Annotated in this window: 19 protein-coding genes; 13 read left to right on the top strand and 6 right to left on the bottom strand. The window is 64.3% G+C overall.

Going from position 1 to position 22,450, the window contains the following annotated elements; genetic code table 11:
* Positions 1–19 precede the first annotated feature (19 nt).
* Entirely contained in the window at positions 20–796 is a 777-nt protein-coding gene (locus tag UB31_RS05375) for an SDR family oxidoreductase (protein WP_045010084.1), read from the bottom strand.
* A gap of 156 nt (positions 797–952) precedes the next feature.
* Here UB31_RS05375 and UB31_RS05380 point away from each other — a divergent pair, with 156 nt between their 5' ends.
* Positions 953–2,026 (top strand): tartrate dehydrogenase, encoded by a 1,074-nt coding sequence (locus UB31_RS05380; protein WP_045008990.1) that lies wholly within the window; start codon positions 953–955, stop codon positions 2,024–2,026.
* 220 nt (positions 2,027–2,246) lie between these two features.
* Here UB31_RS05380 and UB31_RS05385 read toward each other — a convergent pair whose 3' ends face one another.
* From UB31_RS05385 to UB31_RS05400, 4 genes are read right to left on the bottom strand one after another with little or no spacing between them, the layout of a single operon-like run.
* Positions 2,247–3,320 (bottom strand): malate/lactate/ureidoglycolate dehydrogenase, encoded by a 1,074-nt coding sequence (locus UB31_RS05385; RefSeq protein WP_045010085.1) that lies wholly within the window; start codon positions 3,318–3,320, stop codon positions 2,247–2,249.
* 11 nt (positions 3,321–3,331) lie between these two features.
* Complete coding sequence (locus tag UB31_RS05390) at positions 3,332–4,243, bottom strand: NAD(P)-dependent oxidoreductase (protein WP_045010086.1); 912 nt, start codon at positions 4,241–4,243, stop codon at positions 3,332–3,334.
* Between the two features lie 12 nt (positions 4,244–4,255).
* Positions 4,256–5,506: a Zn-dependent hydrolase gene (locus UB31_RS05395; RefSeq protein ID WP_045010087.1), complete on the bottom strand. Its 1,251-nt coding sequence runs from the start codon at positions 5,504–5,506 to the stop codon at positions 4,256–4,258.
* Between the two features lie 32 nt (positions 5,507–5,538).
* Positions 5,539–6,456 carry a LysR family transcriptional regulator gene (locus tag UB31_RS05400; RefSeq protein ID WP_045008994.1) on the bottom strand — a complete coding sequence of 306 codons (918 nt, stop codon included), beginning with the start codon at positions 6,454–6,456 and terminating at the stop codon, positions 5,539–5,541.
* Positions 6,457–6,576: 120 nt separating this feature from the next.
* On the opposite strand from UB31_RS05400, the gene UB31_RS05405 reads away from it, so the two are divergent.
* The 6 genes from UB31_RS05405 to UB31_RS05430 all read left to right on the top strand — a co-directional run bounded on the left by UB31_RS05405 (position 6,577) and on the right by UB31_RS05430 (position 12,034).
* Positions 6,577–7,392, top strand: coding sequence for a putative hydro-lyase (locus tag UB31_RS05405; RefSeq protein ID WP_045010088.1), 816 nt, complete (start codon positions 6,577–6,579; stop codon positions 7,390–7,392).
* Positions 7,393–7,483: 91 nt separating this feature from the next.
* On the top strand, positions 7,484–8,728 hold the full coding sequence (locus UB31_RS05410) for an ABC transporter substrate-binding protein (RefSeq protein ID WP_045010089.1): 1,245 nt from the start codon (positions 7,484–7,486) through the stop codon (positions 8,726–8,728).
* A gap of 32 nt (positions 8,729–8,760) precedes the next feature.
* Complete coding sequence (locus UB31_RS05415; protein ID WP_045010090.1) at positions 8,761–9,639, top strand: branched-chain amino acid ABC transporter permease; 879 nt, start codon at positions 8,761–8,763, stop codon at positions 9,637–9,639.
* Position 9,640: 1 nt separating this feature from the next.
* Positions 9,641–10,618, top strand: a complete 978-nt coding sequence (locus UB31_RS05420) for a branched-chain amino acid ABC transporter permease (protein ID WP_045010091.1) — start codon at positions 9,641–9,643, stop codon at positions 10,616–10,618.
* Positions 10,615–11,346, top strand: a complete 732-nt coding sequence (locus UB31_RS05425; RefSeq protein WP_045008999.1) for an ABC transporter ATP-binding protein — start codon at positions 10,615–10,617, stop codon at positions 11,344–11,346. Before UB31_RS05420 ends, UB31_RS05425 begins: the two co-directional genes overlap by 4 nt.
* Positions 11,330–12,034 (top strand): ABC transporter ATP-binding protein, encoded by a 705-nt coding sequence (locus UB31_RS05430; protein ID WP_045009000.1) that lies wholly within the window; start codon positions 11,330–11,332, stop codon positions 12,032–12,034. Before UB31_RS05425 ends, UB31_RS05430 begins: the two co-directional genes overlap by 17 nt.
* A gap of 171 nt (positions 12,035–12,205) precedes the next feature.
* Here the strand turns inward: UB31_RS05430 and otnC are convergent, their stop codons facing one another.
* Positions 12,206–12,880 (bottom strand): 3-oxo-tetronate 4-phosphate decarboxylase, encoded by a 675-nt coding sequence (gene otnC, locus UB31_RS05435; RefSeq protein ID WP_045010092.1) that lies wholly within the window; start codon positions 12,878–12,880, stop codon positions 12,206–12,208.
* A 105-nt stretch (positions 12,881–12,985) separates the two neighbouring features.
* Between otnC and ltnD the strand changes: the two genes are divergently transcribed.
* From ltnD to UB31_RS05465, 6 genes are all read left to right on the top strand, one after another.
* The gene (ltnD, locus tag UB31_RS05440) at positions 12,986–13,903 is read left to right on the top strand and encodes an L-threonate dehydrogenase (protein ID WP_045010093.1); all 918 of its coding nucleotides are present in this window, start codon (positions 12,986–12,988) and stop codon (positions 13,901–13,903) included.
* Between the two features lie 12 nt (positions 13,904–13,915).
* Positions 13,916–14,698, top strand: coding sequence for a 2-oxo-tetronate isomerase (otnI, locus tag UB31_RS05445; protein WP_045010094.1), 783 nt, complete (start codon positions 13,916–13,918; stop codon positions 14,696–14,698).
* Complete coding sequence (gene otnK / locus UB31_RS05450; RefSeq protein WP_045010095.1) at positions 14,695–15,972, top strand: 3-oxo-tetronate kinase; 1,278 nt, start codon at positions 14,695–14,697, stop codon at positions 15,970–15,972. The genes otnI and otnK overlap by 4 nt, the downstream gene beginning before the upstream one ends.
* 166 nt (positions 15,973–16,138) lie before the next feature.
* Entirely contained in the window at positions 16,139–17,830 is a 1,692-nt protein-coding gene (locus tag UB31_RS05455) for a methyl-accepting chemotaxis protein (protein WP_045010096.1), read from the top strand.
* A gap of 245 nt (positions 17,831–18,075) precedes the next feature.
* Complete coding sequence (locus UB31_RS05460) at positions 18,076–21,255, top strand: efflux RND transporter permease subunit (protein WP_045010097.1); 3,180 nt, start codon at positions 18,076–18,078, stop codon at positions 21,253–21,255.
* Positions 21,242–22,447, top strand: coding sequence for an efflux RND transporter periplasmic adaptor subunit (locus UB31_RS05465; RefSeq protein WP_045010098.1), 1,206 nt, complete (start codon positions 21,242–21,244; stop codon positions 22,445–22,447). Before UB31_RS05460 ends, UB31_RS05465 begins: the two co-directional genes overlap by 14 nt.
* Positions 22,448–22,450 lie beyond the last annotated feature (3 nt).

Raw genomic sequence — 22,450 nt, forward strand, 5'->3', positions numbered from 1 at the left:
GCAATGGCGAGGATAGACTCTAACCCCACCCGGCGCTGATGCCGCCATCAACCGTATAGATCACGCCCGACGTGTAGCCGGCGCGATCCGACGCCAGGAACGCCATAAGGTCGCCGATCTCGCGCGCATGCGCGGGCCGACCAAGCGGCATGCCCTTCTGGAATTCCTTGTAGCGGGTCTCGTCGCCGAACTGATGCTTGGCTCGCGTCTTGAGCAGGGTGACATGGCGGTCGGTGCCGACCGGGCCGGGATTGATGCCGACCACGCGGATGTTGTCGGCGAGGCTCTTGCCCCCGAGCGCGCGGGTGAATGCCATCAGCGCGGCATTGCCGGCGCTGCCGCAGATGTAATTGGCGTCGAATTTCTCGCCGGCCGCGCCAATGTCGTTGACGATCACGCCGCCGCCCTTGGCCTTCATCTGCGCGTAGATCTGCCGCGTGAGGTTGATGTAGCCGAACACTTTCAATTCCCAGGCGTGCCGCCAGGTCGCCTCGTCGATCTTGTCGATGGAGCCGCCGGGGATGTCGCCGGCATTGTTGACGAGGATGTCGATGTCAGCGGCTTCCCTAGCGAGCCGCGCCAAATCCTCGGCCTTGCGCAGGTCGACGATGCTCGTCGCGGCATCGATCTGGTGCGCGGAGCGCAAGCGGTCCGCCAGCGCCTTGAGCTGCTCGCCGTTGCGGGCGGCGAGCAGGAGATGCGCGCCTTCCTCGGCGAATGCTTCGGCGGCGGCTGCGCCGATGCCCTTGGACGCGCCCGTGATCAGGACGCGCTTGCCACGCAGATGCAGATCCATGGGGTGTACTCGCTCGGTGGGAACTGAATGAAATCAGTAGGCGGTAGGCCGCGCCACGGTCAACATTGCAGTGCAGCGTTGCACTGCTGCCGAGTTTGGTCCATTGCAGTGCGGTCAAAAAGGCGGCGGCTGCCGGACCAAGCAAGGACGTTCTCGATGAGCAAGAAACAATACCGGATCGCAGTCATTCCCGGCGACGGCATCGGCAAGGAAGTGATGCCCGAGGGCCTGCGCGTTTTGGAGGCAGCGGCGAAGAAGCACGGCGTGTCCCTGCATTTCGACCATTTCGACTTCTCGTCCTGGGACTATTACGAGAAGCACGGCCAGATGATGCCGGACGATTGGAAGGAAAAGATCGGAAAGCATGATGCGATCTATTTCGGCGCGGTCGGCTGGCCGGCCAAGATTCCCGATCACGTCTCGCTGTGGGGCTCGCTGATCAAATTCCGCCGCGAGTTCGACCAGTATGTGAACCTGCGCCCCGTGCGGCTGATGCCCGGCGTGCCGTCGCCCCTGGCGAACCGCAAGCCCGGCGATATCGATTTCTGGGTGGTGCGCGAGAACACCGAAGGTGAGTATTCCTCCGTCGGCGGCCGCATGTTCCCGGACACTGACCGCGAGTTCGTCACCCAGCAGACCGTGATGACCCGCGTGGGCGTCGACCGCATCCTGAAATTCGCATTCGAGCTCGCGCAGTCGCGGCCGAAGAAGCACCTGACCTCGGCGACGAAGTCGAACGGCATCTCCATCACCATGCCCTATTGGGACGAGCGTGTGGAGGCGATGGCCAAAAAGTTTCCGGGTGTGAAGTGGGACAAGTACCACATCGACATTCTGACGGCGAACTTCGTGCTGCATCCGGACTGGTTCGACGTCGTGGTCGGCTCGAATCTGTTCGGCGACATCCTCTCGGACCTCGGCCCCGCCTGCACCGGCACCATCGGCATCGCGCCGTCCGGTAACATCAACCCCGAGGGCAATTTCCCGTCGGTGTTTGAACCCGTGCACGGCTCGGCGCCCGATATCGCGGGGCAGGGCATCGCCAACCCGATCGGCGCAATCTGGTCGGGTGCGATGATGTTCGAGCATCTCGGCGAGAAGGAAGCCGGCAAGTCGATCGTCGATGCGATCGAGCGCACGCTGGCTGAGCGCACGCTCCGCACGAAGGACCTCGGCGGCAACGCCGACACGACGGCGTGCGGCAAGGCGGTCGCCGACATGGTCGACTAGGCGCCGTTTTCATGCCCTCCAGGCAACTGGCCAAACAGAAAGCGTGAAAACAACCCCATGCACAGTAGCCGAGGGTAGTGGAATCAAGGGTTTACGCTGGCAGCCGGCGAGTCAGTTTGACGCGTCGGGCAAAACAGGAGCATAATGCGATTATTCCGAAATCGCTGTGCGTTCCGCTTCCCTCCTTGCGAGAGAGGCTGGCGCGCATCCGCAGCTCCGTTCAGCCCGCGATCTTCTCGATCGCCGCCTGATCCAGCCCGAACTTCTTCCCGGCCTCGATAATCTCCTGCCAGGTGGTTGGATCGACCTGAATGCCCTCGGCGAGGCGCTTCTTCTTCGTCTCGCGCTCGGGCTCGCCGGCGATCCTGACCTTGTCAACGCCGGGGGCGGGCGGCGAGCCGGTGTGCCAGGCGACGAAGCTCTCGGCTTCGCGCGCGAGATTCTCGCCGGTGCCAAGCTTGTTCGGATCGATGACGATCGAGAGCATGCCGTTGAGGACGTTGTACTTGCCGTCGGACGGGCCCTTGACCACCTGTCCGCCGGAGAGTGCGCCGCCGAGAATTTCGCACACCAGCGCGAGCCCCGAACCCTTGTGCTCGCCGAATGGCAGGATAGCGCCGTGCGGGGCGATCACGGTGTAGCGCGGATTGGTGGTGGGCTTGCCTTCATTGTCGATGATGGTGCCGGGCTCGAGCTCGACGCCCTTGTTGTGAGCGACGCGCGTCTTGCCTTGCGCGATCTTGCTGGTCGCGAGATCGAGCACGATCGGGTCCTTGCCTCTGCGGGGAATGCCGACGCAGAACGGGTTGGTGCCATGGCGCGCATCGCTGCCGCCCCATGGCGCCACGATCGGGCGCGAGATCACGTTGACGAAGTGGATCGAGACCAACCCGTGGTCAATGCACTGCTCGGCCCAATGCCCGATCCGGCCGATGTGGTGCGAGTTGGAGAGACCGACGAGGCACACGCCGTTGCGCTTGGCGCGCTCTGCCGCCAGCTCCATCGCTTCATGGCCGATCACCTGGCCGTAGCCGGTGAGGCCGTCGAGGGTGAGAAGCGGGCCGGTGTCGAGCACGATCTTGACGTGCTGGTTCACGGCTAGGCCGCCCGTGGTGACGCTTTGGACATAGCGCGGGATCATACCGACGCCGTGCGAATCGTGCCCCTTGAGATTGGCCTCGACGAGGTTGGTGGATACGAGCTCGGCCTCGCGGTCCGTGGAGCCGCCAGCCTTGACGATGGCGCGGACGACGTTGGTGAGCGGCTCTGCCTTGATGGTGCGATAATCAGCCATTGTTGTTTTTCTTATCCTTTCACGATCCGGCGGCAGTGGACCCAGGCCGCCTCAATCAGGTTCTCGCTCGCCTCCGGCGTCCGGAACGCCGAATGCGCCGACAGCGTCACGTTGGGCAGCTTGGTCAGCGGGTGATCGCCGGGCAGGGGCTCGGTGTTGAAGACGTCGAGGCCGGCATGGCGGATGTGGCCCGACTTCAGCGCGTCGATCATCGCAGCCTCGTCGACGACGGCGGCGCGCGCAGTGTTGATGAGGATGATTCCGGGCTTCATCGCAAAAATCTTCTCGCGGGTGATCATGCCGCGGGTCTCGTCGTTGAGCAGCAGATGCAGCGACACCACGTCACTCTTCGCCAGCACTGTGTCGAGATCGGTGAACGTCACGCCCGGATGGCTCTTCGGCGAGCGATTCCAGGCAATCACCTTCATGCCGCTGCCAGATGCAATGCGGGCGACCTCGGCGGCGATACCACCGAATCCGATCAGGCCCAGCGTCTTGCCAGTGAGCTGCATGCCATCTTCGCGCAGCCAGTTGCCGCCGCGCATCTCGCGATCCATCATCGCGATGACGCGGGCCGAGGCCCACATCAGTGCGATGGCCGATTCCGCCACAGCGGTGTCGCCATAGCCCTTGATCAGATGCACGGAGATGCCGAGCTCGGCGAGTTCTTCCGGATTCATATAGCTGCGCGCGCCGGTGCCGAGGAACACGACGTGCTTGAGGCCTGCGCATTGCTTCGCGACCTCGGTCGGCAGCGCGGTGTGGTCGACGATCGCGATCTCTGCGCCGTCGAGGATTTCGGGATACTGCTCAGGCTTGATGTCGGGATCCCTGTGGATCCGCACCTTGGGATCGCCTGATATCTCCAGCCGCTCCATGATCACGGCGAGGGCTTCGTTGGCGTCGACGAAAACTCCGCGCATGACGCTCTCCGATCAGGATGCGACGCCGGCGATCGCCAGCACGGTGTGCATCAGCACATTGGTGCCCGCGGCGCAGTCCGGCTGCTTCGCGTCCTCCAGCTCGTTGTGGCTGATGCCGTCCTTGCAAGGCACGAACACCATCGCCGCCGGCATGATGGTGTTGAGGTTGCAGGCGTCGTGGCCCGCGCCGGAGGTGATGCGGCGAGAGGAATAGCCGAGCGTCTTCGCCGCGTTCTCGACCGCTGCAATGAGCTTCGGATCGAAATGCGTCGGCGGCTTGCGCCAGACCAGATCAATCTTCACCTCGACCTTGCGGCGCGCTGCGATCTCCGCGATTGCTGCACGAAGATCGCGATCGAGCGCGTCCATGATCGCGCCATCCGCGCTGCGGCAATCCATGGTGAAAGCGATCTCGCCCGGAATGACATTGCGCGAGGGATTTGCGATCACGGCTTCGCCGATGGTGCCGACCGCCTTCGGTCCGTGCTTCTTCGCGGTGGCTTCCATCGCCAGCACGATCTCCGACAACGTCGCCAGCGCATCGCGCCGCAACGGCATCGGGGTTGAGCCCGCATGGCTCTCAAAGCCGGAAATCTTGCCGTCGTACCACAGCACGCCCTGGCCGGAATCGACCACACCGATCGTCTTGCCTTCGGCTTCCAGGATCGGGCCCTGCTCGATGTGCAGCTCGACGAAGCAGCCGAGCTTCTGAAAGCCGACCGGCTTGTCGCCGCGATAGCCGATGCCGTCGAGCGCCTGACCTACGGTCGTGCCCTCGACGTCCTTGCGCGACAGGATGTCGTCGGTGGTGAAATCGCCGACATAGGCAGCGGAGGCCATCATCGCGGGCGCAAAGCGCGAGCCTTCTTCATTGGTCCAGTTGACGACGCAGATTGGCGCTTCGGTCTCGATGCCGGCGTCGTTCAGCGTGCGGATCACTTCAAGCGCGCCGAGCGTTCCCAGGATGCCGTCATACTTGCCGCCGGTCGGCTGGGTGTCGAGATGCGAGCCGATGCCGACGGGCGGCTTCGACATGTCGCGTCCCTTGCGCAGGCCGAACTGTGATCCGAGCGCATCGACATGATACGCGAGCCCGGCGTCCTCGCAGGCCTTGCGGAACCAGTCGCGCACCTGCTTGTCTTCGCTGCTCAGCGTCAGCCGCCGTACGCCGCCTTTGGCCGTCGCGCCGAATTGCGCGGTCTCGTGGATGGAGCCCCAGAGGCGGGCGGAATCGATTTGCAGGTTGGTGGCGGCTCGGCTCATGCGGTCGTTCTCTCGATTGTCCGGCGCCTGTTTCAATGACGCGCCAGCGCGGGCGCGTCAACCGCGAGGCTGCTCTGCGCAATCTGACATGCAAGCTCGGCCACGCGCTCCACCGCCACGACGTCGGGCGAGGCGAGCCAGCTCGCGGTGAATGTCAGCGGCGCGATTTCCAGATCGGTGTCGAGCAGTTGCAGCCGCCCATCGGCGAGCTCGTTCTCGACGATCGCATCGGGGATCACGGCGATGCCGAGCCCCTCGACCGCCATGTGGATGACGGTCGCGAGCGACGCGGACGCGTGCAGCCGGATCGGCGGCAACTCCGGCCGGTCGAACACCTCGCGCACGACCTCGTAGGGCCTGGTCTTGCGCGGGAAGGTAATGATCGGAAACCGGGCCAGCTCCGCCCGCGTTACCGGGCCGTGGCCGAGCCCGAGCGAGGGGCTTGCGAGAAAGCCGATCGGATAATCGGCGAGCACGCGGTTGTGTACGCCGGAGGCCGACAGCGGTCCAACGACGAAGGCCAACTCGATCTCCTGCGCGAGCAGGCGCGCGGTGAGGTTCGGCGTGATGTCGACTTCGATCTCCAGCGACAGGTTCGGATAGACCTCGTTCATGCTCTTCACGAGACGCGGCAGCCAGGTGTGCACGATGGTCTCGGCGACGCCGAGCCGCATCACGCCGCGCATGGCTGAGCGATCGCCGACCTCGGCCATCATCTGAGCGCGCAGGCCGATCAGCTTCTCCGCGTAGACCATCATCTGCCGGCCGCTCGGGGTCGGCGAGGCGACGCGATGATCCCGGTTCAGAAGCTTCACGCCCATCTCGCGTTCAAGCTGGGCGATGCGCTGGGAGATCGCCGGCTGGGTCGTATTGAGCCGTGCTGCGGCGCCGCGAAAGCTGCCGAGCTTCACAACCCAGAGGAACGTCTCGATCGATCTAAAGTCTAACATTGGAAGGATTTTCCCGATCGATAAATTAAATTTATCGATCTTGATTAGAAAGGAAGATTAGACTTTATAGCACGCTTGGTGTTGGCTTGTCTTTGTCGAGTTTATAGGCAGGTCGATCACATGACTGTTTTGGTGGCAGCGCAGCAAACTGAAGCACCCGACGCCCTCCCGAGCCGCCAGTCGCGGCTCGCCTACCGTGGCGGCCAGGTTGGTTCCACCGCGGGTGTCGCCCCCGGCTTCGTCCAGGGCAATCTGGCGATCCTGCCTGCGGAATACGCCAGCGCCTTTCACCGCTTCTGCCAGCTCAATCCGAAACCGTGCCCGATCATCGGCATGTCCGACGTCGGCAGCCCGCACATCCCCGCGCTCGGCGCCGATCTCGACATCCGCACCGACGTGCCGCGCTATCGCGTCTGGCGCGACGGCGAAGTCGTGGACGAGCCGACCGACGTGACCAAGCATTGGCGCGATGATCTCGTGACCTTCGTGCTCGGCTGCTCATTCTCGTTCGAAGAGGCGCTGCTCGACGAGGGCATGCCGATCCGCCACATCGAGCAGAACGTGCGGGTGCCGATGTACCGCACTAACATTGCCTGCGGCGAGGCCGGCCCGTTCGCCGGCCCTATGGTGGTGTCGATGCGTCCGTTCAGGCCGGCCGATGCGATCCGCGCGGTACAGATCACCTCGCGCTATCCCGCCGTGCACGGCGCACCCGTGCACCTCGGTCATCCGCACCTGATCGGCATCAAGGACATCGCCAAGCCCGACTATGGTGATCCCGTACCGGTCGCCGAGGACGAGATTCCGGTGTTCTGGGCCTGCGGCGTCACGCCGCAATCGGTCATCAACGCCGCCAAACTACCGTTCGCGATCACGCATTCGCCCGGCTTGATGCTCGTGACGGATCTGAAGAACAGGACCATGGCCGTGATTTAGTGGGCAGCATTTGCTGCTTCTTCAGGCTTTGCGCTATCCACCAATCGCTTCATTCGATACGCACAAAATTCAGTAACAGGGGACTTTGCCCATGACGATCACTCGCCGCGACGTTCTGCTCGGAGCCACCGCCACCGCCGCGCTGATGCCGCTAGCCGCCCGCGCGCAAACCTCCGAAGTGGTGATCGGTGCCACCTATCCATTATCGGGCTCAGGCGCCCAGGTGGGTGTCGATGCGCAACGGGCGTTCGAGACCGCGGTCGATATCATCAATAACGATCAAGACTTCGACCTTCCGCTTGCAAAGGGCTTGGGCTTGCCCGGCCTCGGCGGCGCCAAGATCCGTATCGTCTATGCCGACACCCAGGGCGACCCGCAAAAGGGGCGTGCCGAAGCCGAGCGCCTGATCACGCAGGAAAAGGTCTGCGCCATCCTCGGTTCCTATCAAAGCGCAGTGGCAGTCACGATCAGCCAGATCTGCGAACGTTACCAGACTCCGTTCCTGTCGGCGGACAACTCCTCGCCGAGCCTGCATCGCCGCGGCCTGAAGTATTATTTCCGCGCCTCGCCGCATGACGAGATGTTCTCGGCCGGGATGTTCGATTTCCTCGATGCGATGAAGAAGAAGGGCGCCAAGGCCGACACGCTGGCGCTGTTCCACGAAGATACGATCTTCGGCACCGACTCCGCCAACGCGCAGACCAAGCTCGCGGCCGAGCGCGGCTACAAGATCGTTTCCGACATCAAGTACCGGGCCAACTCGCCGTCGCTTTCGGCCGAGGTGCAGCAGCTCAAGGCAGCCAATGCCGACGTGCTGATGCCCTCGAGCTACACCACCGACGGCATCCTGCTGATCAAGACCATGGCCGAGCTCGGCTATAAGCCGAACGCGATCGTGGCGCAGGCCGCAGGCTTCTCCGAGAAGGCGCTTTACGACGCGGTCGGCGACAAGCTCGAGGGCGCGATCACCCGCGGCAGCTTCTCGCTCGATCTCGCCGCCAAGCGGCCGATGGTCGGCAAGATCAACGACCTGTTCAAGGCGAAGTCCGGCAAGGACCTCAACGACAACACCTCGCGGCAATTCATGGCGATGATCGTGATTGCAGACGCCATCAACCGCGCCAAGTCGACCGACGGCGAGAAGATCCGCGACGCGATGGCGGCAACCGATATCCCGGGTGAGCAGACCATCATGCCCTGGAAGCGCGTCAAGTTCGACGACATGGGCCAGAACAACGACGCCGATCCGGTGCTGCTGCAATATGTCGGCGGCAAGTTCGTCACCATCTTCCCGACGCAGGCGGCGGTTGCCGATGCGATCTGGCCGATGAAGTAAGCGATCGGGTTGCGGGCGGGGGACGAAGCAACGTGACAGCCGAAACCATTATCCAAAGCCTGGCGAGCGGCCTCCTGATGGGGCTGCTCTACGGACTGATCGCCGTCGGCCTGGCGTTGATCTTCGGCCTGATGGACGTCGTCAATTTCGCCCATGGCGAATTCCTGATGATCGCGATGTATGTGACGTTCTTCCTGTTCACGTTCTTCGCGATCGATCCGCTGCTCGCCGCGCCCCTGGCCGCCGCGGCTTTGTTCGTGCTGGGGGCAGTGGTCTATCTCGTGGTCGTAAGGTTTGCGATGCGTGCCAAGGCCAATGTCGGCATGGTGCAGATCTTCGCGACCTTTGGCCTCGCGATCGTGATGCGCGGCCTGGCGCAGCTGTTCTTCACGGCCGATTATCGCAGCGTCCCCCAGTCATGGCTCGGCGGCAAGACGGTATCGATCGCCGGGATCTTCCTGCCCCAGCCGCAGCTCTTCGGCGCGCTGGTCGCGATCGCCGCGTTCGGCGGGCTCTACCTCTTCATCAATCGCACCGATTTCGGCCGCGCCCTGGAGGCGACCCGTGAGGATCCCGGTGCGGTGGCCCTCGTCGGCATCGACAAGAACCGCGTGTTCGCGCTCGGCTGGGGCCTTGGCGGCGCGCTGGTCGGGCTTGCCGGCGCTATCATGGCGAGCTTCTTCTACATCTATCCCGACGTCGGCGCATCCTTTGCACTGATCGCCTATGTCACGGTGGCGCTTGGCGGCTTCGGCAGCGTGTTCGGCGCCTTCGCCGGCGGCATCATCGTCGGTCTCGTCGAGGCCACTACCGCGCTCGTGCTGCCGCCATCATTGAAGTCGGTCGGCATCTATGCCGTCTATCTCCTCGTGGTCTTCATCCGGCCACGCGGCCTGTTCGGATCGATGTGAGATGGACAAGAGCTTCACAGAGCGGCGGCGCCGCGAACTCCTCGTTGCAGCGTGCCTCGCGGTCGCCGCGGCGCTCGTGCCGTTGTTCGTCAAGAATCCGAACGTCCAGAACATCATGATTTTGACGCTGATGTTCGGGGCGCTGTCGCAGAGCTGGAACATCCTTTCGGGCTATTGCGGGCAGATATCGCTCGGGCATGCCCTCTATTTCGGCCTGGGCGCCTATACCACCACGCTCTTGTTCACGAAGTTCGGCGTGCCGCCCTGGTTCGGTATGCTCGCCGGCGGCGTCATCTCCGCCGTGATCGCGATGGCGCTCGGCTATCCCTGCTTCCGCCTTGGTGGCCACTACTTTGCGATCGCCACCATCGTGATCGCCGAGATCGGCTTGCTGCTGATCCAGAACTGGGACTGGGCGGGTGCGGCCCTCGGCATCGAGATGCCCGTGCGCGGCGACAGCTGGCTGAAATTCCAGTTCGCCCGCAGCAAGCTGCCGTACTTCTATTTCGCGCTGGCGCTCGCTTGCATCGCCTGGATCGTCACCTGGTGGCTGGAAGATTCGAAATGGGGCTACTGGTGGCGCGCGGTGAAGGACAATCCCGATGCAGCCCAGAGCCTCGGAGTGGTCGTGTTCGATTCCAAGATGGGTGCTGCGGCTGTCTCTGCCTTCCTGGTCGCGGTCGGCGGTAGCTTCTATGCCATGTATGTTTCTTATATCGATCCCGGAAGTGTCATGGGCTTCCAGTTCTCGTTGCTGATGGCGTTGCCGGCGGTGCTGGGTGGCATCGGCACGCTGTGGGGGCCGCTGCTCGGCGCGGTAATCCTGATTCCGCTCACTGAGCTGACGCGGTCCTATATCGGCGGCTCCGGCCGCGGCGTCGATCTCATCGTCTATGGCACGCTGATCGTTGTGATTGCGCTGGCGCGGCCGGAAGGTCTGATCGGGCTATTCTCGCGCCGCAAGGAGACTGCGCGATGACGGCTCTCCTGGAAACCCGCGGCGTCTGGCAACGCTTTGGCGGCCTCGTCGCCAACAGCGATGTCTCGATCTCGGTCGGTCGTGGCGAGATCGTCGGCCTGATCGGCCCCAACGGCGCCGGCAAGTCGACGCTGTTCAATCTCATCGCGGGCGTCTTGCCGCCGACGCAAGGCTCGATCTGGTTCGACGGTGTGGATGTCACGGCAATGCCGGCGGCGGAACGCTGCCAGCGGGGTGTCGGGCGCACCTTCCAGGTGGTCAAGAGTTTTGAGACCATGAGCGTCATCGACAACGTTATCGTCGGTGCGCTGGTGCGCAACACGGTGATGCGCGAGGCACGCCGGAAAGCGCATGAGGTGCTGGAGTTCACCGGTCTGGCCGCCCGCGCCGACGTGCTCGCGAGCGACCTCGTGCCGGCCGAGAAGCGCCGCCTCGAAGTTGCGCGTGCGCTCGCGACCGAACCGAAACTATTGCTGCTCGACGAAGTCCTCACCGGCCTGACGCCGACCGAGGCGCAGACCGGCGTCGCGTTGGTGCGCAAGGTGCGTGATACCGGCGTCACCGTGCTGATGGTCGAGCATGTCATGGAGATCGTGATGCCGCTGGTCGACCGCGCCATCGTGCTCGACCTCGGCAAGGTGCTGGTCGAGGGCAAGCCCAACGACGTCGTCCGCGATCCCAAGGTGATCAGCGCATATCTGGGAGATCGTCATGCTGTCGGTGCATGAAGTCACGACCGCCTATCAGGGGCTGGTCGCGATCTCCGCGGTCAGTATCGAAGTTGCCAAGGGCGAGATCGTCTGCGTTGCGGGCGCCAACGGCGCGGGCAAGTCGACGCTGCTGAAATCCATCGCCGGCGCCGAGCGGCCGCGCTCGGGCACGGTGACCTTCGACGGCAAGCGCCTCGACGGCATGGCACAGCATCACATCACGGCCACCGGTATCGCTTATGTGCCGGAAAATCGCCGCCTGTTTCCGCGCTTGTCCGTGCGCGACAATCTGCGCCTCGGCAGCTATCTGTATCGCAGTGAAGCCAACCGCGAAGAACCGCTCGATCTCGTCTTCACGTTGTTCCCGCGCCTGTCCGAGCGCCTGGAGCAGCGCGCCGAGACGCTGTCGGGCGGCGAGCAGCAGATGCTCGCGATCGGCCGTGCACTGATGACGCGCCCGCGGCTGTTGATGCTGGATGAGCCGTCGCAGGGCATCATGCCGAAGCTGGTCGACGAGATCTTCCAGGCGGTGAATCGTATCCGCGACGCCGGCATGACCGTGTTGATCGTCGAGCAGCGCATGGCCGAATGCCTGGAGATCGCCGACCGCGCCTACATCCTGCAAACCGGCCGCGTGCTGATGCAGGGACCGGCTGCGGAGATCAGGGGCAATCCGGACGTGCGCAAGGCGTATCTGGGGCTGTAGCTGCTAAGTGTTGGGCACGCGCGTCCCACACACTCGGTGTCATCGCCCGCCTTGTGCGCGCTTGCGCACTGGGGCGGGCGATCCAGTACTCCGAGACGTCAGTGGGATACGGAGAGGCTGCGGCGTACTGGATTCCCCGCCTTCGCGGGGAATGATAGTGGTGGGAGGGCACTAATGTTCGTGCCCATGCTCTGGCAACGCCACCCCGAACACCTTCACCAGATCCGTCACCTGCTCCGGCGACAGGTACCGCGGGTTCATCCCGCGCAGCAGCAGGTACAGCTTCGCCGTCTCCTCCAGCTCCTCGGTCGCGAACACGGCGGCCTCCAGCGTGTCGCCGGCGACAACCGGGCCGTGATTGGCGAGCAGCACCGATGAATATTTCCCCGCCAGCCCCTTGATTGCATCCGCCACCGCGGGATCGCCGGGGCGGTAATAGGGCACGAGTGCGGTGGCGCCGCATTTCATCAGATAATAGGCCGTCATCGGCGGCAACGCGGCGCGCGGGTCGATCTCGGGCAGCATCGAGACCGCGACCGAATGGGTGGAGTGCAGATGCACGATGGCGCGCGCGCTGCCGCGCGTGTCATAGAGCGCAGTGTGCAGCGGAACTTCCTTGGTCGGAGCATCGCCCGACACCAGCCGCCCCTGATCGTCCAGCCGCGACAGCCGCGCGGGATCGAGGAAGCCGAGCGAGGCGTTGGTCGGCGTCACCAGCCAGCCGCCGTCGGCAAGCTTTACGCTGATATTGCCGGAGGAGCCCGGCGTCAGCCCGCGCTCGAACAGGGACCGCCCGAAGCGGCAGATATCCTCACGCAGCCTTGTTTCATCGCTCATGGCCGTCATGTCCGTTTGTCTCACGCTTTGGCAGCGCGGCCAAGCCGTGTTATTCGAGATGACGAGCCGCCGCAAAGGCTGGCCGTCCGGGAAACGTTTGCAAGGGTAAGCCGCATGTCCGCCTCCACGTCACAAAATCAGCGCATCGCCGTCATCGGGCTCGGCTCGATGGGCTTTGGCATGGCGACTTCGCTGAAGCGTGCAGGCCATGCCGTCACCGGCTGCGACGTCTCGACTGACGCAGTGGCGCGCTTTGTGACCGATGGCGGCGCGGGCGCCAAGACGCCTGCCGAAGGCGCCAAGGACGCCGATATCGTCGTCAGCGTCGTCGTCAATGCTGCGCAGACCGAAACCATCCTGTTCGGCAAGGACGGCGCCGCCGAGACCATGCCGAAGGACAGCGTGTTCGTGTCGTCCGCCACCATGGATCCCGATGTGGCGCGACGTCTCGCCAAGCAATTGGAGGCCACCGGCCGGCATTACCTCGACGCGCCGATCTCCGGCGGCGCGCAACGCGCGGCGCAAGGCGAATTGACGATCCTCGCCTCCGGCAGTCCCGCCGCGTTCGCAAAGGCGCGGCCCGCACTCGATGCGATGGCCGCGAAACTCTACGAGCTCGGCGATGCTGCGGGGCAGGGTGCCGCGTTCAAGATGATCAACCAGCTGCTGGCCGGCGTGCACATCGCCGCCGCATCGGAAGCAATTGCGTTTGCCGCCAAGCAGGGCCTCGACATCCGCAAGGTCTATGAGGTGATCACGGCGTCCGCCGGCAATTCCTGGATGTTCGAGAATCGCATGCCGCATGTGCTCGACGGCGATTACACGCCGCGCAGCGCCGTCGAGATTTTCGTCAAGGACCTCGGCATTATTCAGGACATGGCGCGCAGTGCCAGATTTCCGGTGCCGGTTTCCGCCGCAGCGCTCCAGATGTTCCTGATGACATCAGCTGCCGGCATGGGACGCGACGACGATGCGTCGGTGGCGCGGATGTATGCGCAGGTCACCGGCGTCAAGCTTCCCGGCGACAAGTAGAAGAGGATTCCCATGCCCCGTTTTGCCGCCAATCTCTCGATGATGTTCACCGAGGTCCCGTTCCTCGATCGCTTCGATGCTGCCGCGCAAGCGGGCTTTACCGCGGTCGAGTTTCTCTTTCCTTACGAGCACCCGGCCGAAGCGGTCGGGGAGCGACTCAAGCGCAACGGCCTGACGCAGGCGCTGTTCAATTTGCCGCCGGGCGACTGGAATGCCGGCGAGAAGGGTTTCGCGGCGCTGCCGGCGCGCTTCGCCGACCTCAAGGCGAGCCTGGAGACGGCGCTGCCTTACGCCAAGGCCACCGGCGTCAAGCGTCTGCACCTGATGGCGGGCATTGCGAACCGCGGCGAGCGCGTCGCGATCGAGGCCTTCTATAAGTCGGTGGCGTGGGCCGCGGAATTCTTCGCGCCGCACGGCATCGACATCGTGCTGGAGCCGATCAATGCGCGCAACGTGCCCGGCTACTTCCTCAACGATTTCGGCTTCGCGCGCGACCTGATCCAGGAGTTGAGGCTTCCGAACCTGAAGCTTCAGTTCGACATCTATCACTGCCAGATTATCCATGGCGACGTCACCATGCGGCTGCGCGAGATGATGCCGATCGTCGGCCACATCCAGATCGCCAGCATTCCCTCGCGCAACGAGCCCGACGGCGAGGAACTCAACTATCCGTTCCTGTTCGCCGAGCTCGACCGGCTCGGCTATCCCGGCTTCGTCGGCTGCGAATACAACCCGCGCGGCAAGACCGCCGATGGTCTTGCCTGGTTCAAGCCCTATGCGGGAGTGAAGCAGTGACACTTGCGTTGGGCTGTATCGCCGACGACTATACCGGCGCCTCCGATCTCGCCAACACACTGACGCGCGCGGGCCTGCGCACGGTGCAGACCATCGGCGTGCCCGCAGACGATCTCGCTTTGCCCGAGGTCGACGCCGTCGTGGTGTCGCTGAAGAGCCGCTCGATCGAGGCGGGCCTCGCCGTATCGCGTTCGCGCGCAGCAGAGAAATGGCTGCGTGACCGCGGCGCGAGCCACGTGCTGTTCAAGATCTGCTCGACCTTCGATTCCACCGACGCCGGCAATATCGGCCCGGTGATGGACGCGCTCCGCGCCGATTGCGGCGAAGGCGTCGTGCTGGTGACGCCGGCCTTTCCCGAGACCGGCCGCACCGTCTACCAGGGCAATCTGTTCGTCGGCGCCGTGCCGCTGAACGAGAGCCCGCTGAAGGACCATCCGCTCAATCCGATGCACGATTCCAACCTGGTTCGCGTGCTGGCGCGCCAGAGCAAGACGCAAATCGGCCTCGTCGACCTCGCGTCCGTCGCGCGCGGCGCGGATGCCGTGCGAGCCCGACTTTGTGAATTATCGGGCAAGGGCATTGGAGCTGCGATCATCGACGCCGTGTTTGACCGCGACCTAGAGACCATCGGCTTCGTTGCCGCCGAGCACCGGCTGTCGGTCGGCGCCTCCGGCATCGGCCTTGGGCTGGCGCGCGCGCTGGTGTCGACCGGCAAGGTCAAATCGACTGCGGTGAGCAGCGAGGCTGGTGCTGCGGTCGGCGGACCGGCAGCCTGCCTCGCCGGAAGCTGCTCGCAGGCGACGCTCAAGCAGATTGCCAACGCTGAGCGTGCCATGCCGGTGTTTCATCTCGACCCGGACCGTATTCTTACGGGAGCAAATGAAGCGCAGCGCGCGCTGGACTGGGCGAGGCCGCGGTTGGCCGAAGGTCCGGTGCTGATCGCGTCGAGCGCGACACCGGATCAGGTCGCCGCGCTACAGGCACGTCACGGCCGCGACGCGGCTGGGCACGCGATCGAGCAGACGATGGCCGACATTGCCGAAAACCTTGCGAAATCAGGCGTGCGGCGATTGGTCGTCGCCGGCGGCGAGACCTCCGGCGCCGTGGTCGATCGGTTGAGGATTCCCGGATTTCTCGTAGGAGTAGAGATCGCTGCAGGTGTCCCGGTGCTGCGCGCGGTGGGCGCTGAGGCAGGCGACATGTTGCTTGCGCTGAAGTCCGGCAACTTCGGTGGGCCTGAGTTTTTCTCGGACGCGATTGGGCTCATGCGCTGAGCGCAGGGCATTCTTATCCCCCTGTTCATCTCTTTCGGGTTCCTTACGCGTGAGGAATCGGAGTCCACGTCTACCCAGATGCTCTGTTGTGTGATGTCGGCGCCGCTGGCCTCGGTTGATTGGTAAATTCCCGACGCGCGCCCGCGCCAGCACAACGAGACCCACTATGCTCGCCACCATCTCCATCCGTGCCAAGATCATCAGTGTCGTGGCGTTCCTGCTGGTCGCGATGACCGGCATGGGCCTGCTCGCCGTCATGAAGATGCGGACGATCAATGCCAACACGGTCGACATCACCACGAACTGGATGCCCAGCGTCCGCGTGATCGGCGATCTCCGCGCCGGTGTCATCACCTACCGCAACGTGATCCGCGAGCACATGCTGGCGGAAACGCTGGAGGAGAAGCTCGCGGCGGAGAAGACGCTCGCGACCGTCGTCGAGGCCAACACCGGGTTCCGCAAGCGCTACGAGGCGATGATCACCTCGCCGGAGGAGCGCGCGCTCTACAGTCAGTGGTCCAAGACCTGGGAGGACTACAAGAAGGGCACCCAGGAAGTCATGGCGCTATCGCGCAAGGAGGCGGGCAAGACCCCGCACGAGGCGCACGAGCTGAACACCAAGACGGTCAACAAGATCGGGCTTGAGGCCGACACCATCCTGGCCAAGGACATCGAGCTCAACGCCAAGGGCGGCGATCAGGCCTCCGCAGACGCCTCCGACACCTATTACTATGCCTTCGTGCTCGTCGCGATCATCCTCGGTGCCGCCGTTCTCGCCGGCATCGGCGTCGGCTTCTACCTCGTCCACGACGTCTCCAGCGGCATCAACTCCATCATCCAGCCGATGCAGGCGCTGGGCAAGGGTGACCTGAGCGCCGAAGTCCCGCATCGCGGCGAGAAGACCGAGATCGGTTCGATGGCCGATGTGCTCCAGATCTTCAAGGAAGCGCTGATTGCCAAGAAGGCCGCCGACGAGGCCGCCGCGGCCGATGCCGAGGCCAAGATCGAGCGCGGCCGCCGCGTCGATAACGTCACCCGCGAATTCGAAACCATGATCGGCGAGATCGTTCAGACCGTGTCGTCGGCCTCGACTCAGCTCGAAGCCTCGGCCTCGACGCTGACCTCGACCGCCGACCGCTCGCAGCGGCTGGCGACCACGGTTGCCGCGGCCTCGGAAGAAGCCTCGACCAACGTGCAGTCGGTGGCCTCAGCCACCGAAGAGATGGCGTCCTCGGTCGGCGAGATCAGCCGTCAGGTGCAGGAATCGGCGCGGATGGCGGGCGATGCCGTCGGCCAGGCCCGTGCCACCACCGAGCGCGTCAGCGAGCTCTCCAAGGCGGCCTCGCGCATCGGCGACGTCGTCGAGTTGATCAACACCATCGCCGGCCAGACCAACCTGCTGGCGCTGAACGCGACCATCGAGGCGGCGCGCGCCGGTGAAGCCGGCCGCGGTTTTGCGGTGGTTGCCTCCGAAGTGAAGGCGCTCGCCGAGCAGACCGCTAAGGCGACCGGCGAGATCGGCCAGCAGATCTCCGGCATCCAGGCGGCGACCAATGACTCGGTCGGCGCGATCAAGGAGATCTCCTCGACTATCGAGCGTCTGTCGGAAATCTCCTCGGCCATCGCGGCCGCGGTGGAAGAACAGGGCGCAGCGACCCAGGAAATCGCCCGCAACGTGCAACAGGCCGCCCAGGGCACCCAGCAGGTGTCCTCCAACATCACCGACGTGCAGCGCGGCGCGACCGAGACCGGCACCGCCTCCTCGCAGGTGCTCTCGGCGGCGCAGATGCTGTCCAACGACAGCTCGCGACTCAAGACCGAGGTCAGCAAATTCCTGACCAACGTCCGCGCGGCCTAAGCCGGGAAATCATGGCAGTGCTGAAAGCGGCGCCTCCGGGCGCCGCTTTTTTACGTGGATGAAAGCTGTTTCCGTCATCTTCCCGACGCAGGCTGCATATCTGGAATGCGATTTCGCTGTGCGATAGCAGGGAAGTGACCACGCGTGACACGCCGTCGTTGGCCATTTGGGCGGGGTTCGGGTAAATCAGCCGAGGAACCCGCGGGGGCGTGTTCCCTGTCCCCTGATTTGGAATTGCTTGGCGAATGATTGCTCTGGTCCGTATTGCCCTGAGCCGGCCCTACACGTTTGTCGTGCTCGCGCTCCTGCTCCTGATCATTGGACCGCTGGCCGCGCTGCGGACGCCGACCGATATCTTTCCGGAGATCCGCATCCCCGTGATCGGCGTGGTCTGGCAGTACACCGGCCTGCCGCCGGACCAGATGTCGGGCCGCATCACCACGCCGTTCCAGCGCTCGCTGACGACGACGGTCAACGACATCGAGCACATCGTCGCCAACTCCTATAATGGCTTCGGCATCGTCAAGATCTTCTTCCAGCCGACTGTCGACATCCGCACCGCCAACGCCCAGGTCACCGCGATCTCGCAGACGCTGCTGAAGCAGCTTCCACCCGGTTCAACGCCGCCGTTGATCCTGAATTACTCCGCCTCGACCGTGCCGATCATCCAGGTGGCGCTGTCGGGCGACGGACTCTCCGAGCAGAACCTCGCCGACATCGGCATCAACCAGCTCCGCACGCCGCTGGTCACCGTGCCGGGTGCTGCAATCCCATACCCGTTCGGCGGCAAGCAGCGCCAGGTCCAGATCGACCTCGATCCGACTGCGCTCCAGGCCCGCGGCCTGTCCGGCCAGGACGTCGCCAATGCGCTCGCAGCCCAGAACCTGATCACGCCGGTCGGCACCCAGAAGATCGGCACCTTCGAGTACAACATCCAGCTCAACAATTCGCCGCTCAAGATCGAGGAGCTCGGCAATCTGCCGATCAAGACCGTCAACGGCGCGATGGTCTATGTGCGCGATGTCGCGACCGTGCGCGACGGCAACCCGCCGCAGACCAACATCGTCCATGTCGACGGCAACCGCTCGGTGCTGATGATGGTGCTGAAGGCGGGCGCGACCTCGACCCTCGATATCATCGCCGGCATCAAGCAGAAGGTCATCGACGTCAAGGACCAGTTGCCGGACGCGCTGAAGATCGGCTTCATCGGCGACCAGTCGGTGTTCGTCCGCGGCGCGATTCAGGGCGTCGCTTTCGAAGGCGTGATTGCGGCGCTGCTCACCAGCGTCATGATCCTGCTGTTCCTCGGCAGCTGGCGCTCGACCGTGATCATCGCGGTCTCGATCCCGCTGTCGGTGCTCGGCGCGATCATCATGCTGTCGGCGATCGGCGAGACGCTGAACATCATGACGCTCGGCGGCCTTGCGCTCGCCGTCGGCATTCTCGTCGACGACGCCACCGTGACCATCGAGAACATCAATTACCATCTCGAGCAAGGCAAGCCGGTCGAGCAGTCGATCCTCGACGGCGCCAACCAGATCGTGACGCCGGCCTTCGTCTCGCTGCTCTGTATCTGTATCGTGTTCGTGCCGATGTTCTTCCTCACCGGCGTCGCGCGCTTCCTGTTCGTGCCAATGGCCGAAGCCGTGATGTTCGCGATGATGTGGTCGTTCATCCTGTCGCGCACACTGGTGCCGACCATGGCCAATTATCTGTTGCAGCCACATGTGCATCACGAGGGCGCGCCGCCGAAGTCGCGCAATCCGCTTGTGTGGTTCCAGCGCGGCTTCGAGGCGCGGTTCGAGCGCATTCGCGGAGGCTACCATAACTTCCTCGGGCTCGCGCTCGCACATCGCCCGGTGTTCGTTATCGGCTTCCTCTGCGTGGTCGGCGCATCGTTCGCACTGGTGCCGTTCCTGGGCCGCAACTTCTTCCCCGCGGTCGACGCCGGCAACATCCTGATGCATGTCCGCACTCAGGTCGGTACCCGCGTCGAGGAGACCGCCAACCAGCTCGCCGACGTGCAGAAGGCGATCCGCAAGCTGATCCCGGGCGAGATCGAGACGCTGACCGATAACATCGGCATGCCGATTTCCGGCATCAACATGACCTACAACAATACCGGCGTGATCGGCCCGCAGGACGGCGACATCCAGGTCAAGCTGAGGGAAGGCCACAAGCCGACCGAAGAGCATGTGCGGGTGCTGCGCGAGCAGTTGCCGCGGCTGTTCCCCGGCGTCAGCTTCTCGTTCCTGCCAGCCGACATCGTCAGCCAGATCCTGAATTTCGGCGCACCGGCGCCGATCGACCTGCAAATCCGCGGCGCCAATGCAGAAGGCAACTTTGCTTACGCGAACAAGGTGCTTGCCAAGGTCCGCCGCATTCCGGGCGTCGCCGACGCGCGCATCCAGCAATCACCGAGCAATCCGACCTTCAACATCGACGTCGACCGCACCCGCGCGCAATTTGTCGGGCTCACCGAGCGCGACGTTACCAACAGTCTCGTGGTCAATCTCGCCGGCTCCTCGCAGGTCGCGCCGACCTATTATCTCAATCCGGATAACGGCGTGTCCTATTCGATCGTGATGCAGACACCGCAATACCAGATCGATTCGTTGAGCGCGCTCCAGACGCTGCCGATCACCGCGGCCGGCAACTCGCAGTCGCCGATCCTCGGCGGCATCGCCGATATCAAGCGATCGACGTCGAGCGCGGTGGTGTCGCAATACGACATTCAGACGTTGGTGCAGATTTTTGCGACGACGTCGGGTCGCGATCTCGGCGCGGTCGCCACCGATATCCGCCAGGTGATCGCCGACACCGCCAAGGATGTACCGAAGGGTTCTTCCGTGGTGCTGCTCGGCCAGGTGCAGACCATGAACAGCGCCTTCACCGGCTTGTTGTTCGGCCTGCTTGGCGCCGTCGTCCTGATCTATCTGCTGATCGTCGTGAACTTTCAGTCCTGGTCCGATCCGTTCGTGATCATCACGGCGCTGCCGGCCGCACTTGCCGGCATCGTCTGGATGCTGTTCACGACCCAGACCACGTTGTCGGTACCGGCGCTCACCGGCGCCATCATGTGCATGGGCGTCGCCACCGCCAACAGCGTGCTCGTGATCTCGTTTGCCCGTGAGCGCTACGAGGAGCTCGGCGACCCCATCGCGGCGGCGCTGGAGGCCGGCTTCGTCCGGTTCCGCCCGGTGCTGATGACGGCGCTCGCCATGATCATCGGCATGGCGCCGATGGCCTTGGGGCTGGGTGAGGGCGGCGAGCAGAACGCGCCGCTCGGCCGCGCTGTCATCGGCGGCCTGATCTTTGCTACTTTCGCCACGCTGATGTTTGTTCCCGTGGTGTTCAGTATGGTACACAAGAAACAAGGCGCCAAAGCCGCCGCCCCATTGGAGACTCCGCATGTCGCCCACTGAACCAAGCTCACCGGTGTCGCGCCGGAAACTGGGCATTTTCGGCGTGGTGGCGCTGATTGCGGCAGGCCTTGTGGTCGGCACCGGCATCCGGGCCCGCGAGGAGCAGGGCTCCAAGCTGAAGGAATGGACTGACGATCAGGCCGTTCCCAGCGTCGCGGTGGCCCTGCCCAACGCTAAATCCGTCAACGCCACCATCGACCTGCCAGGTCGCCTCGAGGCCTATTACCGCGCCCCGATCTTCGCCCGCGTCTCGGGCTATCTGAAGAGCTGGAGCGTCGACATGGGCGCCCGCGTCAAAGCAGGTCAGGTGATCGCCGAGATCGAGGCGCCCGACCTCGACCAGCAGCTCTTGCAGGCTCGCGCCGACCTCGCCAGCCAGCAGGCCAGCGCAAGACTGTCGGAGGCAACGCTGAGCCGGCGCAAGACGCTGGTGGCCTCCAACTTCGTCTCTGCCCAGGAGATCGACGAGCGCACCGCCGACCTCTCCAACAAGAATGCCGCCGTGCATTCGGGGCAGGCCAATGTCGAGCGTCTCGAGGCGCTGGCCGGCTACAAGAAGATCACCGTGCCGTTCGACGGCGTGGTCACGGCGCGTGACACCGACGTCGGCGCGCTGATCAACGCCGGTGGCGGCTCGGGCCCGGCGATGTTCGTGGTCTCCGACATCACCAAGCTGCGCGTCTACGTCAACGTGCCCCAGAACTACGTGCCGGCGATCAAGATCGGCGCCAAGGCCACCATGGTGATGCCGGAATACCCGAACCGGACGTTCCAGGCGACGGTGGAAGCCTCGTCGCAGGCCGTCGACGTCGCCTCCGGTACCACGCGGATGCAGCTTGGGCTGGACAATTCCAACGGCGAGCTAATGCCCGGCGGCTATGCCAGCGTAAAACTCAATCTACAGCGCGACACCGCGCCGCTGAGCATCCCCGCCAGCGCCCTGATCTTTAACAGCAGCGGCCTGCGCGTCGCGACGGTCGGCCCGGATGACAAGGTGCAGTTCAAGACCGTGACCATCGGCCGCGATCTCGGCAAGGAGATCGAACTCGCTTCGGGGATTGCCGCCGATGACCGCGTCATCACCGCCCCGCCGGATGGCCTGTCCGACGGCGACCAGGTTCGCGTGGTTGGTGGTGCCGGTGCCAAGGGCAAGCCCGCGACGGCGTCAGAGCAGCAGCCGCCGAAGGGCTAGCTC

Source organism: Bradyrhizobium sp. LTSP849 (genome assembly GCF_000938255.1).
GTDB lineage: Bacteria > Pseudomonadota > Alphaproteobacteria > Rhizobiales > Xanthobacteraceae > Bradyrhizobium.

Coding starts and splice junctions, on each gene's coding strand:
- UB31_RS05375 (WP_045010084.1), bottom strand. CDS start 796: ATGGATCTGCATCTGCGTGGCAAGCGCGTCCTGATCACGGGCGCGTCC.
- UB31_RS05380 (WP_045008990.1), top strand. CDS start 953: ATGAGCAAGAAACAATACCGGATCGCAGTCATTCCCGGCGACGGCATC.
- UB31_RS05385 (WP_045010085.1), bottom strand. CDS start 3,320: ATGGCTGATTATCGCACCATCAAGGCAGAGCCGCTCACCAACGTCGTC.
- UB31_RS05390 (WP_045010086.1), bottom strand. CDS start 4,243: ATGCGCGGAGTTTTCGTCGACGCCAACGAAGCCCTCGCCGTGATCATG.
- UB31_RS05395 (WP_045010087.1), bottom strand. CDS start 5,506: ATGAGCCGAGCCGCCACCAACCTGCAAATCGATTCCGCCCGCCTCTGG.
- UB31_RS05400 (WP_045008994.1), bottom strand. CDS start 6,456: ATGTTAGACTTTAGATCGATCGAGACGTTCCTCTGGGTTGTGAAGCTC.
- UB31_RS05405 (WP_045010088.1), top strand. CDS start 6,577: ATGACTGTTTTGGTGGCAGCGCAGCAAACTGAAGCACCCGACGCCCTC.
- UB31_RS05410 (WP_045010089.1), top strand. CDS start 7,484: ATGACGATCACTCGCCGCGACGTTCTGCTCGGAGCCACCGCCACCGCC.
- UB31_RS05420 (WP_045010091.1), top strand. CDS start 9,641: ATGGACAAGAGCTTCACAGAGCGGCGGCGCCGCGAACTCCTCGTTGCA.
- UB31_RS05425 (WP_045008999.1), top strand. CDS start 10,615: ATGACGGCTCTCCTGGAAACCCGCGGCGTCTGGCAACGCTTTGGCGGC.
- UB31_RS05430 (WP_045009000.1), top strand. CDS start 11,330: ATGCTGTCGGTGCATGAAGTCACGACCGCCTATCAGGGGCTGGTCGCG.
- otnC (WP_045010092.1), bottom strand. CDS start 12,880: ATGACGGCCATGAGCGATGAAACAAGGCTGCGTGAGGATATCTGCCGC.
- ltnD (WP_045010093.1), top strand. CDS start 12,986: ATGTCCGCCTCCACGTCACAAAATCAGCGCATCGCCGTCATCGGGCTC.
- otnI (WP_045010094.1), top strand. CDS start 13,916: ATGCCCCGTTTTGCCGCCAATCTCTCGATGATGTTCACCGAGGTCCCG.
- UB31_RS05455 (WP_045010096.1), top strand. CDS start 16,139: ATGCTCGCCACCATCTCCATCCGTGCCAAGATCATCAGTGTCGTGGCG.
- UB31_RS05460 (WP_045010097.1), top strand. CDS start 18,076: ATGATTGCTCTGGTCCGTATTGCCCTGAGCCGGCCCTACACGTTTGTC.
- UB31_RS05465 (WP_045010098.1), top strand. CDS start 21,242: ATGTCGCCCACTGAACCAAGCTCACCGGTGTCGCGCCGGAAACTGGGC.